At 59.2% G+C, this 14,880-nt stretch carries 13 protein-coding genes; 1 reads left to right on the plus strand and 12 read right to left on the minus strand.

All coding sequences use genetic code 11. The features are described 5' to 3' along the window. Positions 1-65: 65 nt before the first annotated feature. The 3 genes from PMI23_RS01645 to PMI23_RS01655 all read right to left on the minus strand — a co-directional run bounded on the left by PMI23_RS01645 (position 66) and on the right by PMI23_RS01655 (position 2,272). The gene (locus PMI23_RS01645; protein ID WP_007910062.1) at positions 66-386 is read right to left on the minus strand and encodes a helix-turn-helix domain-containing protein; all 321 of its coding nucleotides are present in this window, start codon (positions 384-386) and stop codon (positions 66-68) included. Beyond that, positions 379-735 (minus strand): type II toxin-antitoxin system RelE/ParE family toxin, encoded by a 357-nt coding sequence (locus PMI23_RS01650; RefSeq protein WP_007910060.1) that lies wholly within the window; start codon positions 733-735, stop codon positions 379-381. Before PMI23_RS01650 ends, PMI23_RS01645 begins: the two co-directional genes overlap by 8 nt. A 253-nt stretch (positions 736-988) precedes the next feature. After that, positions 989-2,272, minus strand: a complete 1,284-nt coding sequence (locus PMI23_RS01655) for an aspartate aminotransferase family protein (RefSeq protein WP_007910059.1) — start codon at positions 2,270-2,272, stop codon at positions 989-991. A 169-nt stretch (positions 2,273-2,441) separates the two neighbouring features. Between PMI23_RS01655 and PMI23_RS01660 the strand changes: the two genes are divergently transcribed. After that, entirely contained in the window at positions 2,442-3,356 is a 915-nt protein-coding gene (locus tag PMI23_RS01660; RefSeq protein WP_007910057.1) for a LysR family transcriptional regulator, read from the plus strand. 227 nt (positions 3,357-3,583) lie between these two features. Here the strand turns inward: PMI23_RS01660 and PMI23_RS01665 are convergent, their stop codons facing one another. From PMI23_RS01665 to bioF, 9 genes are all read right to left on the minus strand, one after another. Beyond that, a complete protein-coding gene (locus tag PMI23_RS01665; protein WP_007910055.1) occupies positions 3,584-5,362 on the minus strand; it encodes an acyl-CoA dehydrogenase C-terminal domain-containing protein in 1,779 nt (592 codons plus the stop codon). A 196-nt stretch (positions 5,363-5,558) separates the two neighbouring features. Beyond that, the gene (locus PMI23_RS01670; RefSeq protein WP_007910053.1) at positions 5,559-7,355 is read right to left on the minus strand and encodes an acyl-CoA dehydrogenase C-terminal domain-containing protein; all 1,797 of its coding nucleotides are present in this window, start codon (positions 7,353-7,355) and stop codon (positions 5,559-5,561) included. 90 nt (positions 7,356-7,445) lie between these two features. Next, positions 7,446-8,735 carry a GGDEF domain-containing protein gene (locus PMI23_RS01675; RefSeq protein ID WP_007910051.1) on the minus strand — a complete coding sequence of 430 codons (1,290 nt, stop codon included), beginning with the start codon at positions 8,733-8,735 and terminating at the stop codon, positions 7,446-7,448. Between the two features lie 191 nt (positions 8,736-8,926). Further along, the gene (locus PMI23_RS01680; RefSeq protein WP_007910048.1) at positions 8,927-10,732 is read right to left on the minus strand and encodes a phenylacyl-CoA dehydrogenase; all 1,806 of its coding nucleotides are present in this window, start codon (positions 10,730-10,732) and stop codon (positions 8,927-8,929) included. Positions 10,733-11,007: 275 nt separating this feature from the next. Continuing rightward, entirely contained in the window at positions 11,008-11,304 is a 297-nt protein-coding gene (locus PMI23_RS01685) for a hypothetical protein (RefSeq protein WP_007910046.1), read from the minus strand. A 107-nt stretch (positions 11,305-11,411) separates the two neighbouring features. Continuing rightward, positions 11,412-12,092 carry a dethiobiotin synthase gene (gene bioD, locus PMI23_RS01690; protein WP_007910044.1) on the minus strand — a complete coding sequence of 227 codons (681 nt, stop codon included), beginning with the start codon at positions 12,090-12,092 and terminating at the stop codon, positions 11,412-11,414. Next, positions 12,089-12,898, minus strand: a complete 810-nt coding sequence (bioC, locus tag PMI23_RS01695) for a malonyl-ACP O-methyltransferase BioC (RefSeq protein ID WP_007910042.1) — start codon at positions 12,896-12,898, stop codon at positions 12,089-12,091. Before bioC ends, bioD begins: the two co-directional genes overlap by 4 nt. Further along, a complete protein-coding gene (locus PMI23_RS01700; protein ID WP_007910035.1) occupies positions 12,891-13,622 on the minus strand; it encodes an alpha/beta fold hydrolase in 732 nt (243 codons plus the stop codon). Before PMI23_RS01700 ends, bioC begins: the two co-directional genes overlap by 8 nt. Further along, on the minus strand, positions 13,615-14,793 hold the full coding sequence (gene bioF, locus PMI23_RS01705; RefSeq protein WP_007910033.1) for an 8-amino-7-oxononanoate synthase: 1,179 nt from the start codon (positions 14,791-14,793) through the stop codon (positions 13,615-13,617). Before bioF ends, PMI23_RS01700 begins: the two co-directional genes overlap by 8 nt. Positions 14,794-14,880 lie beyond the last annotated feature (87 nt).

A 14,880-nucleotide genomic window follows, 5' to 3' on the forward strand; every position in this document is an offset into this window, starting at 1 on the left:
CTAATCGACCCGCGCCGTTCGTCAGGGTTCAGTGCTAATCACAGTGTCGGTATCAAACTGATAGCTCAGCTAAGAATTTGCAGTCCGTGCTTCTGCACGATGCTCAGTAACTTCAGCGCCATTCCACTGGGGTGTTTGTCTCCCGACTCCCATTGTTTGACTGTCGACGCGCTAGTGTTCAAGTAGCGAGCGAATACCGGCTGGCTGACGTTATTGCGTTCGCGCAGAGCCTTGATCTGTTCCGCCGGGATCGCTTCAGGAACCGTTGCCAGACACGACTCATCAAACTCCCGCATTGTTGCCTTGCTGATTGCTCCGACAGCCAGTAGAGCGCTGGCTGATTCGTGTATCGATTCAAAAACTTCACTTTTGAATTTCTTACTCATGAAATATCTCCACAAACTCCTTCATTGCCAACAAATCCCGGATCTGCTCCTCGGTCAGTTGAGCATAGGTTTTGGCTAACTTTCGTAAATCCTTCAATTCGGATGTTGTGATGTTGCTCTGATCTTTCTTGGCGAACAGCACTTGATAGATCCAGTAACGCCCGCCCTTAGCCAAAACAATCGAACGATGACGGTTGGCGCTCAACCGCTTCTTCCAGACGCCACCACCAAGATCGTCAGCCTGACCTTCAAGCATCTCGCAAAATGCTTCCCGGAGCTCCGCGTCGCTGATCCAAGCCTTGCCGGCTCGTATCGCAAAACCCTTGGTTTTGAACAGCCTGAATGACATCGGTATCCCTTCCAAAAAACATACCACCCAGTGGTATAGATTACAAAGCCATCCGTCTCGAAAATATCGATCGGTCTGCCCCCGCATTCCCTGCAGGGACTTTCTAAAAAACCATTCGCACAACGAACTCTCAAGCACTAAACGCCATCTGCAAAACCCGGCCACAAAAAAAACGCCCCACGCCAAAAGAATCAGGCGTGGGGCGTGCGTTATACCGCGAGACGGTTCTGGAAATCGGGTGGGAAACTTCAGCTCAGACGGCAATCCCTTTGCGGCATTGCAGTTGCGCGGTGCGCACTCGCGAGAAGGAGCGGCCTAGGCGCAGGAGCATTTCATCGATGTTGGTTTTGCTGACGGTGAGGGCCGGGGTGAAACGCAGGCAGTTGGCTTGCGGCGCATTGAGCAGCAGGCCTTCGTGCAGGGCGGCGTGGACCACGGCCTCTGCGGAATCGTCTGACAGGGTCAGTCCGAAGAAGAGGCCTTGACCGCGCAGTTCGCCGTGGTAATAGCGGTGTGCCAATCGGACCAGGCCTTCGCGCAGGTACTGGCCGTTGTCGTTGACCTGCTGGAGGAAACTGCGGTCGTGCACGCTGTCGAGCACTACCAGACCGGCCGCCGTCATCAATGCATTGCCGTGATGGGTGCCGCCCAGTTCGCCGGCCTCGAAACAGCACGCTTTGCCCCGCGCCAGCAGCGCCGCCAATGGCACACCGCCGCCAAGTCCTTTGCCGAGCACGACGATATCGGCGCGCACGCCGTAGGACTGTTCCGCGAGCAGAGCGCCGCAGCGGCCGATACCGGTTTGTACTTCGTCGAGGATCAAGAGAATGCCCAGTTCACGACAAAGTCGTTCGACACCTTTGAGGTAATGTTCGGTGGCCGGAATAACGCCGGCATCGCTTTGAATCGGTTCCAGCATGATTGCGACGGTTTGCGCATCGACCGCAGCGTGCAGGGCCGGCAAGTCGTTGAACGGCACCAGATCGAAACCCGGCAGCAGTGGCGCAAAACGGTTGTGCAGGTTGCAGCTGTCCGAGGCGGAAATCGTCGCCAGGCTGCGACCGTGACAACCCTGCTTCGCGACAATGATCCGCGAGGCGCCGCCGCGATGCAGCTGCCCCCATTTGCGCGCGAGTTTGATCGCCGCTTCACAGGCTTCGCTGCCGCTGTTGAGCAGGTAGGCCTGATCGCTGGAGGTAGCGGCGCACAGACGCTCGGCAAGGCTGAGCATGCCCCGATTGTGCAGATTGAAGCCGGGATTGATCAGCGCCTGCGCCTGACTGCTGATGGCTTTGACCAGCGCCGACGGGCTGTGGCCGAGGCTGTTGGCGCCGCCGGCCTGAGAAAAGTCGAGATACGCGCGGTCGTTACTGCCCCACAGCCACGACCCCTGACCACGGACAAACACCTGTTGCGGCCGTTCGACGCTAGGCATCAGGCGCTCGGCGCTGAGACTTTCGCTGATGTCTGAAGGGTTGGCCTCGAAAGCGAGGTCATCAAGACTAGGCGTCTGGCGCCGCAAACTGAACAGATTCATTGAAAAAACCCTCGTTCGAGGTTTTTTGAACTGCCTATGCAAACACTGTCGAAGCGATCGCTATTCATCGCACTTTCTGGCCCTGTAAGCCTTGTGAATGCGGTTAGACTAGGCGCACTGACGGCTTCGGGCCATTTCGATTTACCAGCATTTTTGATAAGCATTACTTATGGATTTCAAGCAACTGCGTTATTTCGTCGCGGTCTACGAAGAAGGTCATGTTGGCCGCGCCGCCGAGCGCCTGTCGATCTCGCAACCGGCGCTGTCGCAGCAGATCCGCCAGCTCGAACAGAACCTCGACGTCACCTTGTTCGAGCGCAGCAGCAAGCGCCTGCTGCCGACCCTCGCCGCGCACACGTTGTACAACCATGCGTTGCCGCTGCTCGATGGCTTGCAACGGGCGCGCGAGGCGCTGGGCAACTTCAAGGGCCAGGCCTTGCGCACGCTGGCGATCGGCGTGCTGCAAACGGTGCACACCAGTCTGGTCCCGCAAATGCTTGAGCGGGTGCGCAAGGCACAGCCACATCTGGTGGTGCAGATCTATGAATTGACCGGACTTGAGATCGAACGGCGGCTGCTCAACGGTTCTTTGGACATCGGCATCAGTTACCTGCCGCCGCGCCAACCGGGCCTGCACGGTGTGATGCTTTACGAAGATGAGCTGACGCTGGTCATCCCGGCGGATCATCCATTGCGTGAATTCAAGAAAGTCTCGATGCGTCAGGCTGCCGAATTGCCGATGTTGCTGCTGGGCGAAGAGTTCCAGATCCGCCAGATATGGCAGGCGCAACTGACCGCCCTCGGGCGCCGTCCGCAGGTACAAGCCGAGTTGAACAATATGGTGGGTATTCTCGACAGCCTTCCACACACCAAACTGGCGACAGTGCTGCCGGGGCGTTCGCAGAAGGAATACGACGATCAGGATCTGTTGTGGAAACCGCTGAGCGAACCGCGCGTGCCGCTGAAGGTTGGCCTGGTGTGTCGCGATGTGCAGCGCCAGCAGGCCTCTTTGGCGCTGTTGCGGACGTTGCTGGAAGAAGTGATGGAGCGAGAAGTAAAGCCGCCGCTCGATCCTTTGGTCTGAGCACTTTTCTTCAGGCAAAAGAAAACCCCGCCGAAGCGGGGCTTTGCAGACTGTTTCCCTGACATCCATTTCACTCCGCCACCCTGGCAGAATCCTACGTGTCCGTGTTGTTGCTTTGCGCTTCCTGCGCGACGTCCATGAAATGTAGATTAGCTGTGGATCCAATCTTCGCCTATGGGAGAACAGCAGCACGTCATGTAAGAGAATGCTTACATGACGTCATCGCATCAGAATTGCGCTGCATCCAGCAGGAACAGCGACTCGCTACCGGCCTTTACTGACGCACTCAACGAGTGAATCCGCGGGAGCAAGCGGGCGAAATAGAAGCGCGCAGTGCCCAGTTTGCTGGCATAGAAATCGTCCTGCGCTTCTTTGCCCAGCGAAGCTTTGGCCATCAATGCCCACATGTAGGCATACGCCGTGTATCCGAATGCTTGCAAATATTCGACCGAAGCCGCGCCAATTTCGTTCGGGTTGTTTTTTGCCCGATCCAGCAACCACGAGGTCAGCTCGTCGAGCGTGTCGACGGCATCGTTCAGCGGTTTGGTGAATTCGCCCAGATCGGCACTGGCTGTCGCGGTGAAATGGCGGATCTCGTCGGCGAACAGCTTGTAGAACGCGCCGCCGCTGCCGACGATCTTGCGACCGACCAGGTCCAGCGCCTGAATGCCGTTGGTGCCTTCGTAGATCTGAGTGATACGCACGTCGCGCACCAGTTGCTCCTGGCCCCATTCGCGGATGTAGCCGTGGCCGCCGAAAATCTGCTGGCCGTGCACGGTGGTTTCCAGACCCAGGTCGGTGAGGAATGCCTTGGCTACCGGCGTCAGCAACGCGACCAGATCTTCTGCACGCTTGCGGGTGGTGGCGTCTTCGCTGAACTTGGCGGTGTCGAGTTGCATCGCCACGTAGGTGGAGAACGCACGGCCGCCTTCGTTCGAGGCTTTCATGGTCAGCAGCATGCGCCGCACATCCGGGTGGACGATGATCGGGTCAGCGACTTTGTCTTTGTTCTGCGCGCCGGTCGGCGAACGGCTTTGCAGACGGTCGCGGGCGTATTCAACGGCGTTCTGATACGAACGCTCGCCGGTGGCCAGGCCTTGGATGCCGACGCCGAGGCGCTCGTAGTTCATCATGGTGAACATCGCGGCCAGGCCTTTGTTCGGCTCGCCAACCAGATAACCCACGGCTTCGTCGAAGTTCATCACGCAGGTCGCGGACGCCTGAATGCCCATCTTGTGTTCGATCGAACCGCAGTTCGCCGGATTGCGTGCGCCCAGACTGCCGTCGGCATTGACCATGAACTTCGGCACCAGGAACAGCGAAATGCCTTTCGGACCCGCCGGGGCGTCCGGCAGTTTCGCCAACACCAGATGAATGATGTTTTCGGTGAGATCGTGTTCGCCACCGGTAATGAAGATTTTGGTGCCGCTGACTTTGTAGGAACCGTCGGCCTGAGGCTCGGCTTTTGTCCGAATAATCCCCAGGTCGGTGCCGGCGTGCGGCTCGGTCAGGCACATGGAGCCGGCCCAGACGCCGGCATACATGTTCGGCAGGTACGCGGCTTTCAGCTCTTCGCTGGCATGGGCGTTGATCGACAGGCAGGCGCCAGCGGTCAGCATCGGGTACAGACCGAACGACAGGCTGGCGGAGTTGACCATTTCTTCAACCTGCGCCGATACGGCTTTGGGCATGCCCATGCCGCCGTATTGCGGATCGCCACCGACGCCAACCCAGCCGCCCTCGGCGTAAGTCTGATAAGCCTGTGGAAAACCGGCTGGAGTGGTGACGGCGCCGTCAGCCCAGTGACAGCCTTCTTCGTCAGCGGCACGGCTCAGCGGCGCGATGCTTTTGCTGGTGACCTTGCCGGCCTCTTCGAGAATGGCTTCAACGGTTTCGGCGTCGACAGTCTCAGCCAGCGCCGGCAGTTCGGCCCAGAGTTTGGCGACTTCGAACACTTCATTGAGGACGAAGCGCATATCGCGCAGCGGCGCTTTGTAGTCAGCCATGGCAAACCTCGCAAGATCTAAACAGGTGATTCGTGGAATGATGTTTTCTGAGCCCGAGTGTACCTCAACAACTTTTGCGACACATAGGGTCAACCGGTGACTGATTTGTTATTTTTAGTCACCACAAAAAATCGCAGCCTCGACAACGCCCGATTCCCTGTAGGAACTGCCGAAGGCTGCGATCTTTTTATCTTCTCTAAAGTGCAAACAACTCCCCAGACAGTTTCATCAGGCAATCACTCCCCGCCTCGATCGCCGCCCGATGCGCCGCCGTACGCGGCAACAAACGCTTGAAGTAGAACTCGCACGTCGCCAATTTCCCGCGCAGGTAATCCGCCTCACACTCGCCCGACTCCAGCTGCGCCTGCGCCACCAACGCCATGCGCAACCACAGATAACCGAGAATGATGTAACCGCTGTACATCAGGTAATCCACCGACGCCGCGCCCACTTCATCCGCGTTCTTCATGGCCGCCATGCCGACCTTCATGGTCAGGTCGCCCCACTGCTGGTTCAGCTCATTGAGCTGCGCAACGAAACTGCCCAGCTGCGGGTGCTCAGCGTTGGCCGCGCAGAACTTATGGACGATTTTGGTGAAACCGCGCAGCAACTTACCCTGACTGCCCAACACCTTGCGCCCGAGCAGGTCCAGCGCCTGAATACCGTTGGTGCCCTCGTAGATCGGCGCGATCCGACAGTCGCGAACCAACTGTTCCATGCCCCATTCACGAATGAAGCCGTGGCCACCGAATACCTGCATGCCGTGGTTGGTCACTTCCAGGCCGGTGTCGGTCATGAACGCTTTGCAGATCGGCGTGAGGAACGCCAACAAATCCTCGGCCTCCTGCCGTGCTTCGGCATCAGTGCTCAGATGCGCGACATCGAGCAACTGCGCGGTGAAGTAGGTCAGCGCCCGATTGCCTTCGTTAAAGGCTTTCATGGTCAACAACATGCGCCGCACGTCCGGGTGGACGATGATTGGGTCGGCGGCTTTGTCCGGGGCTTTGGCGCCCGTCAGTGAACGCATCTGCAAGCGGTCGTTGGCGTATTTGATGGCGCCCTGGAAACTCGCTTCACCCAAACACAAACCCTGCATCCCGGTGCCGAGCCGTGCGTGGTTCATCATGGTGAACATGCAGTTCAGGCCCTTGTTCGGCTCGCCGATCAGGTAACCCTTGGCGCCGTCGAAGTTGAGCACGCAAGTGGCCGAGGCCTTGATGCCCATCTTGTGTTCGATCGAACCGCAGGACACGCCGTTGCGCTCGCCTGCCTCACCCGCCGCATTCGGCAAGAATTTCGGCACGATAAACAGCGAAATCCCTTTGGTCCCGGCCGGCGCATCCGGCAACTTGGCCAACACCAGATGGATGATGTTATCGCTCATGTCGTGCTCGCCGGCGGAGATGAAAATCTTGCTGCCGGTGACCGCATAACTGCCGTCAGCCTGAGGCACGGCGCGGGTCTTGATGATGCCCAGGTCGGTGCCGCAGTGGGCTTCGGTCAGGCACATGGTGCCGGTCCACTGGCCGGCGGTGAGTTTGCTCAGGTAGGTGTCTTTTTGCTCAGCGCTGCCGTGGGCGTGGATCGCCGACATCGCGCCGTGGGTCAAGCCCGGGTACATGCCCCAAGAGGTATTGCTGGAGCCGACCATTTCGCTGATCACCAGCCCCAGCGAACTCGGCAAGCCCTGCCCGCCATAAGTCGGATCCGCCGCCAGACCGTGCCAGCCGCCCTCGACATATTGTGCGAAGGCTTGCTTGAAGCCTGTAGGCGTTGTCACCACACCGTTGTCGAAATGGCAGCCCTCTTCGTCACCGCTGCGATTGAGCGGCGCCAGAACGTTCTCGCAGAACTTCGCGCCTTCTTCAAGGATCGCGTTGATCATGTCCGGGCTGGCGTCGTGGGCGCCGAGGGCGGCGTAGTTGCTGTGAAAGTCGAAGACGTGGTCGATCAGAAAGCGCATGTCGCGCAGGGGAGCTTTGTACTCAGGCATGGTGGCTTCTCCGTCAGCAGTTTTCTCCAACCTACTGCCGGCCCCCACACCCCACAATCACTGTGCAGACGCTGAATGCGCCGTCATCACTCAACCTGCGGCAGCGTCCATGCGCACCGCGCCACGGCGGTTTTGTCCGTAGGCCATCACGCAATTACGCCCCGCGCCTTTAGCGGCGTAGAGTGCCTCGTCGGCAGACTTGAGCACTTGTTCCGGGTTGCGTTGCTCCACTCGTTCAGCGACGCCGATGCTAACCGTCACCGACACACTGGAGGCACCCGAGCCGGCGCGGCGCTGACGACCTTGCTGATCATCCTGCGGGCGGTTTTCCTGATTGCGCAGCTGAATGTTGTAGGACGCAATCGACTCGCGGATCACCTCAAGGTGCGGCATACACTCCTCAAGGGTTTTGCCTGCAAACACCAAGGCGAATTCCTCACCGCCATAGCGATACGCCCTACCGCCACCGCTGATTTTCGACAGTTTGCTGGCGACTAATCGCAGCACCTGGTCACCGACATCGTGGCCGTGGGTGTCGTTGAATTTTTTGAAGTGATCGACGTCACTCATCGCCAATACGTAGTTGCGACCAAGGCGTTGCATGCGTTCGTTGAGCGCGCGACGGCCCGGCAGACCGGTGAGTTCGTCGCGGAAGGCCATTTGATAAGCCTCGTGCGCAACCGCTGCGGCGATCATCAACATCACTTGGCTGCACATGATGTTCAGGGTGAACGGCAGGATGAAGGTTTTCGGCAGCATCCAGAACACGCCGAGCAGGCCAACCAATTGCGCCGCATGCAGCGGACGCGGATTGCGCCAGTATTGCCAGGCCAGTAGCAGGAACGCCGAAATAAACACCGGATAGGACAGCTGAATCAGACTCATCCACGCGCCGTGCAGCGCCGGCCAACGGATCTCCGACAGCCAGATCAGCAGCGCCTGGGGATAACTTTGTTCAAGTCCCAACGCCACGCTGCCGAAGGCCAGCAAAACGGCGAAGCGCGCGACCATGTCCTGAAACAGATGCGTGCGCTCCTGCCACGCCGCAAACAGCCCAAACAACAACGGCAGCAATAAACAGACGAGATGGAAGACCACCGCAGCGTCTTCGCGGACCTTGCCGTTGTCGCGGTAGTAGTCGGTCTGGGTGTCGAGCAAAAAGTAGGCGATGTACACCGTGAGCATCAGAAACAGTTCGCGCTGACGCCGGTAAACCGCGCAATAAGCGCCGCCCAGCAACAGCACCAAAGTCGGCAACACGTTGAACAGCGACGTGAAGAACACGCTGAGGTCTTTGACGTACGCAGCCGCCAACCCCGCAAGTAACAACAGCAGTGAAGGTAGGAAATGGCTGAAACGTACAGCGGAAGAACGCGGCAAGGGTAAAGCTCCGACCCGTCATATCAAAGAGATGGCATTGTGCCTGCAAAGTGCGGCCAAGCCCACACAATGTGACCCAGATCACACACTGTCTCTTTAACGGCCGGAAGCCCGACTATCTGAGCGATTCACTAACAAAAAACCGCCGCCCCCTAACAGGAGCAGCGGTTTTCAAAAGACCGCGCTAAGACTTAGTAGCCCAGTGCGAAGTCTTCTTCTTTCATGTCCATCAGGTTGTTGGCGCCCGACAGCATGGTGGCCACGTGGGTACGGGTACGCGGCAGAATGCGCTGGAAGTAGAAGCGCGCGGTTTGCAGCTTGGCGGTGTAGAACGCCGCGTCGCCGCTGCCTTCGGCCAGCTTTTCAGCAGCCAGACGCGCCATGTCGGCCCAGAAGTAAGCCAGGCAGGCATAACCGGAGTACATCAGGTAGTCCACGGAAGCCGCACCGACTTCTTCGCGATCTTTCATGGCGGCCATACCGACCTTCATGGTCAGCTCGCCCCATTCCTTGTTGATCGCGGCCAGCGGTGCGACGAATTCTGCAACGGCTTCGTTGCCTTCGTTGTTCTGGCAGAACTTGTGGACGATCTTGGTGAAGCCTTTCAGGGCTTCGCCTTGAGTCATCAGCACTTTACGGCCCAGCAGGTCGAGTGCCTGGATACCGGTGGTGCCTTCGTACAGCATCGAAATGCGGCTGTCGCGAACGTTCTGTTCCATGCCCCACTCGGCGATGAAGCCGTGGCCGCCGTAGATTTGTACGCCGTGGTTGGCGGATTCGAAACCGACTTCGGTCATGAACGCTTTGGCGATCGGAGTCATGAAGGCCAGCAGTGCGTCAGCTTTCTTTTTCTCTTCTTCATCGACGCCGTATTTGACGATGTCGACCTGTTTGGCGGTGAAGTACACCATCGCACGGTTGCCTTCGGCGAACGCCTTCATGGTCAACAGCATGCGGCGTACATCCGGGTGCACGATGATCGGGTCAGCAGCTTTGTCCGGCGCTTTCGGGCCAGTCAGGGAGCGCATTTGCAGACGATCGCGAGCGTATTTCAAACCGCCCTGGAAACCGATTTCGGCGTGGGCCAGACCTTGCAGCGCGGTACCCAGTCGTGCGGTGTTCATAAAGGTGAACATGCAGTTCAGGCCTTTGTTCGCCGGGCCGATCAGGTAACCGGTGGCGCCGTCGAAGTTCATCACGCAGGTAGCGTTGCCGTGGATGCCCATCTTGTGTTCCAGCGAACCGCAGCTCACTGCGTTGCGTGCACCGACGGTGCCATCAGCATTCGGCATGAATTTCGGAACGATGAACAACGAGATGCCTTTGGTGCCAGCCGGTGCGTCCGGCAGGCGGGCCAGTACGATATGGACGATGTTGTCGGCCATATCGTGTTCACCGGCCGAGATGAAGATCTTGGTGCCGGAAACTTTGTAGGAGCCGTCGGCCTGAGGTTCGGCCTTGGTGCGCAGCATGCCCAGGTCGGTGCCGCAGTGCGGTTCGGTCAGGCACATGGTGCCGGTCCATTCGCCGGAAACCAGTTTGGTCAGATAGGCTTCTTGCTGCTCTGGAGTGCCGTGCTCGGAGATGGTGTTCATCGCGCCGTGCGACAGGCCTGGGTACATGCCCCACGACCAGTTGGCTTCGCCAACCATTTCGCTCACGGCCAGACCCAGCGACTCCGGCAGGCCTTGGCCGCCGTGCTCAACGTCGTGAGCCAGGCTTGGCCAGCCGCCTTCGACGAATTGCTTGTAAGCCTCTTTGAAGCCAGTCGGGGTTTTCACGCCGGACTCGCTCCAGGTGCAACCTTCGAGGTCGCCCACGCGGTTCAGCGGTGCCAGTACCTGCTCACAAAACTTGGCGCCTTCTTCGAGAATGGCGTCAACCATGTCCGGAGTTGCGTCTGCGCAAGCCGGAAGGCTCTGATAGTGCGCTTCGTAGCCGAGCAGTTCGTCACGAACGAAGCGAATATCACGCAAGGGGGCCTTGTAGTCAGGCATAGCGATAAACCTCTGCTGATGTAACCGGGAATGAACGACCGTGTTGATTTGTTGTGACGGTCAAACAGTTGTTTGAAACATACGTTTACGCCGAAATCTTGTCAAGCATCGATCTTTTGCCGTTCGTCATCAGAATTTTCAAACGCAGGGCACAGCAAACCGCCATGAGCTCGCACGAGTCACGGGTGCTGAAAAAAGATTAGTTGAGGGAGAAGGACTTACCATGAAAAACGCCGCGACAGGTCGCGGCGTTCAGCGTGCAGAAGACAGAAAAATCAGGCGAAGGTGTCGATGATCGTACCGAGCACTTCGTCGGAGGCTTTGGCGACCTTCACACCCAGCTCCGCCTGGATCTTGCCCTGAGACATCTCGACCATATTGCTGGCCAGATCCGATTGCTGGGCACGATCGACACCGCGTAGACGGTCAACCTGCACTTCGGACGACTGGCTGGTCACCGAGCGTTCAATCGTATTATTGGCAATCTGGCTGGCCGCCTGATCGACGCGGTTCTGCCCGCTCTGAATCGAGCTCAGACCTGCATAAAAAGCTGTGTTACCGGAGATTTCCATAACGGTTCTCATCCTTGGGAAGGATCAATGGCGCCATTGAAGCAGAGGCGTCAGAAAAACACCCGTCAAAAACACTAATGGCACAGTGCCTGCCCATAGAGAAAAGCTTAGTCGAGCAGATCCAGTTGCAAATGATCGGCCACCGCCTCTGCACTCAAGGCCTTGAGTTTCGGCACGCGCCCCAGGCACGGCGCCGGAATCCGCTCGGCCAACGTCGCGAGGTTTTCTTCCAGCCGCGAAGTCTTCGCATCGATGATATTCGCCACCCACCCGGCCAACTGCAGCCCATCACGGGCAATCGCTTCCGCCGTCAGCAAGGCATGACTGATGCAACCCAGCCGCACGCCTACCACCAGGATCACCGGCAGTTTCAAGGCAATCGCCAGATCCGACAAATTATCCTGATCCGCCAGCGGCACTCGCCAGCCGCCCGCGCCTTCGATCAAGGTGAAATCGGCATTCATTGCCAGAATCTCACGCATCGGCGCCAGCAACGATTGCACGGTCAACGCTACACCGGCCTCGCGCGCTGCCAGATGCGGAGCAATCGCCGGCTCGAACGCTACCGGATTGACCTGTTGATAAGTCAGCGGCAGCGAACATTCGGCCAACAGCGCCAACGCATCGGAATTGCGCAGCCCCTTGGGCGTCACTTCGCACCCGGACGCCACCGGTTTGCCCGCCGCCGTACTCAAGCCCGCCGAACGAGCTGCATGCAGCAACCCGGCGGCAACGGTGGTCTTGCCGACATCGGTATCCGTTCCGGTGATGAAATAGGCTGCGCTCATACGGGTTTCTCCAACACGGCGTAGACCACCTGATAAGTCGCCGGCAACCCCGACGCCTCACGGAACTGCTCGTAAGCTTCAACCAAACCGAGAATCCGCGCCCGTCCGGTCAAACCGCCCGGCCGCCCCGGGTTCAGATTGTGCGCGCCCAAGGCTTTCAATTCATGGGTCAGGCTGCGCACATCCGGGTAATGCAGCACGTGTGGTTGATTCTCCAGACTCAGCGTGCGCAAGCCACTGGCCGCACACAATTGCTGATAACGGGCGAACTCGCGGAAGCGGTTGACGTGCACCAGCCCGTCGACTTGCCGCCAGCTGTCGCGCAACTCAAACAGCGTCCCTACACAAAGACTAGCAAACGCAAAAATCCCACCCGGTTTCAGCACGCGAAAAGCTTCGCTGAGCACTGCATCGAAATCCGCACACCACTGCACCGCGAGGCTGGAGAAAATCAGGTCGCAGGTCGACTCCTGCAGCGGCAGCCGCTCCGCGTCGCCAGCAATGAAATGCTCGGCACCGCCCAGTGGCCGCGCATGCTCAAGCATGCCTTCGGCGATATCCAGCGCCAGACCATGGCCTTCAACAAAACGCGAGGCCAGCGCCCGGGTGAAATACCCCGTGCCGCAGCCCAGATCCAGCCAGCGCGCTGGTACGAAATCCACCGGCAAGCGCTGCAGCAATTGTGTACCGACATCACGTTGCAACTCGGCGACGCTGTCGTAACTGGCCGCCGCGCGAGAAAAAGAGGCTGCGACCTGACGCTTGTCAGGCAAGCCGCCAGGCAGCACAAGAGACAAATCAGTCATCACCGCACTCGTGTAGAAAAGCCTGGATAGCGCCCGCCAGTCCGTGGGGGTCTTCCAGAAGAAACGCATGACAGGCCTGTTCGATCAGACCTATTTCGATATCCGGCAACAGGGCGAACAACGCCCCCGCCGCTTCCGCCGGGACCAGGGCATCCTGTCCCGCGAACAGATGAAATTGCGGACCGCGAAATGCTTGCAGGGCTTCGCGTGTGTCCATCTGCGCGAGCAATTCCAGTCCCGCCATCAATGCAGTCGGCGCAGTGTGCGGTGCGCCGCCCAACATCAATCGCGACAGGCCGCGCGGATCCTGCGTCCCCTGAGCACAGAGCAGCGAAAACCGTTTGAGGGTCATCCGCGGATCGGCCTGGCAACCGGCGAGAAACGCATCGAACGTTTCGCCCGGCATCGCGTTCGGCCATTGTTCATGGGCAACAAAAGAAGGATTACTCGCTAGCGTCAGCAACCCGCAGCAACGCTCGCCGCGGCGCGCCGCCAGTTCGGACGCAAGCATGCCGCCCAGCGACCAGCCACCGAGCCAGACGTCTTGAGGAATGTTTTCATCGAGTTCCTCGAGCCAGTCTTGCAGATCGCTGGAATCCAGCTCCGGCAGCGGCTCGATGTCGACTTTCAGATGTTCATCGAGCCCCTGCAACGCCGCAGCCAGAGGCTCCATCGGCGACACACCGAGGCCCCAGCCGGGCAGCAGAATCAGGCGATCACGCATGGCTTGGCTCCGACGACAATTGGGCAAAGCAATCGGCCAGTCCCTCTAACAATAGCTGCACCTGCGCCTCGCTGTGGGCAGCGGTCAGGGTCACGCGCAAGCGAGCGCTGCCGGCGGGCACGGTCGGTGGGCGGATCGCCGTGACCATCAGGCCGCGCGCGCGCAACATCTGCGACAGCCGCACGGCGCGCCCGGCATCGCCAATCATGATCGGCTGAATCGGCGTGAAGCTGTCCATCAACTCCAGGCCAATCTGCTCGGCGCCATGGCGGAACTGACGGATCAGCGTTTGTAGATGTTCTCGACGCCAATGCTCAGTGCGCAGTAGCTCCAGACTTTTCAGCGTTGCGCAGGCCAGCGCCGGTGGCTGACTGGTGGTGTAGATATACGGACGGGCGAACTGGATCAGGCTTTCGATAAGCTCTTCGCTGCCCGCGACGAACGCGCCAGCGGTGCCGAACGCTTTACCGAGGGTGCCGACCAGCACCGGCACGTCCTCCTGACTCAAACCGAAATGCTCGACAATCCCGCCGCCATTTGCACCCAGCGGCCCGAAACCATGAGCGTCATCGACCATCAGCCACGCGCCTTTGGCCTTGGCTTCGCGGGCCAATGCCGGCAGATCAGCGAGGTCGCCGTCCATGCTGAACACGCCATCGGTGACGACCAACGTATTGCCGGTAGCTTTCTCCAGACGTTTGGCCAGGCTCACCGCGTCGTTGTGCAGATAGCGATTGAAACGCGCGCCGGACAACAGACCCGCATCCAGTAACGAGGCGTGATTGAGCCGATCCTCCAGCACCGTATCGCCCTGCCCGACCAGCGCCGTGACGGCGCCGAGATTGGCCATGTAGCCGGTGGTGAACAACAGCGCACGCGGACGCCCGGTGAGATCGGCCAACGCTTCTTCCAGTGCGTGATGCGGCCCGCTGTGGCCGATCACCAGATGCGAGGCGCCACCACCGACACCCCAACGTTCAGCGCCGGCGCGCCAGGCTTCGATCACTTGCGGGTGATTGGCCAGACCGAGGTAGTCGTTGTTGCAAAAGGCAAGCAGCGGTTTGCCGTCGACCACCACTTGCGGCCCCTGCGGGGACTCGAGCAGCGGACGCTGGCGATAGAGGTTTTCGGCACGACGGGCAGCAAGGCGTGCGGCGAGATCGAAAGACATGCAGGCCTCACATCTGAAAAATGACTGTGTAGGAGCTGCCGAAGGCTGCGATCTTTTGATGTTGTTTTTTAAAAGACAAGATCAAAA

The organism is Pseudomonas sp. GM24 (assembly GCF_000282235.1).
Classification (GTDB): domain Bacteria; phylum Pseudomonadota; class Gammaproteobacteria; order Pseudomonadales; family Pseudomonadaceae; genus Aquipseudomonas.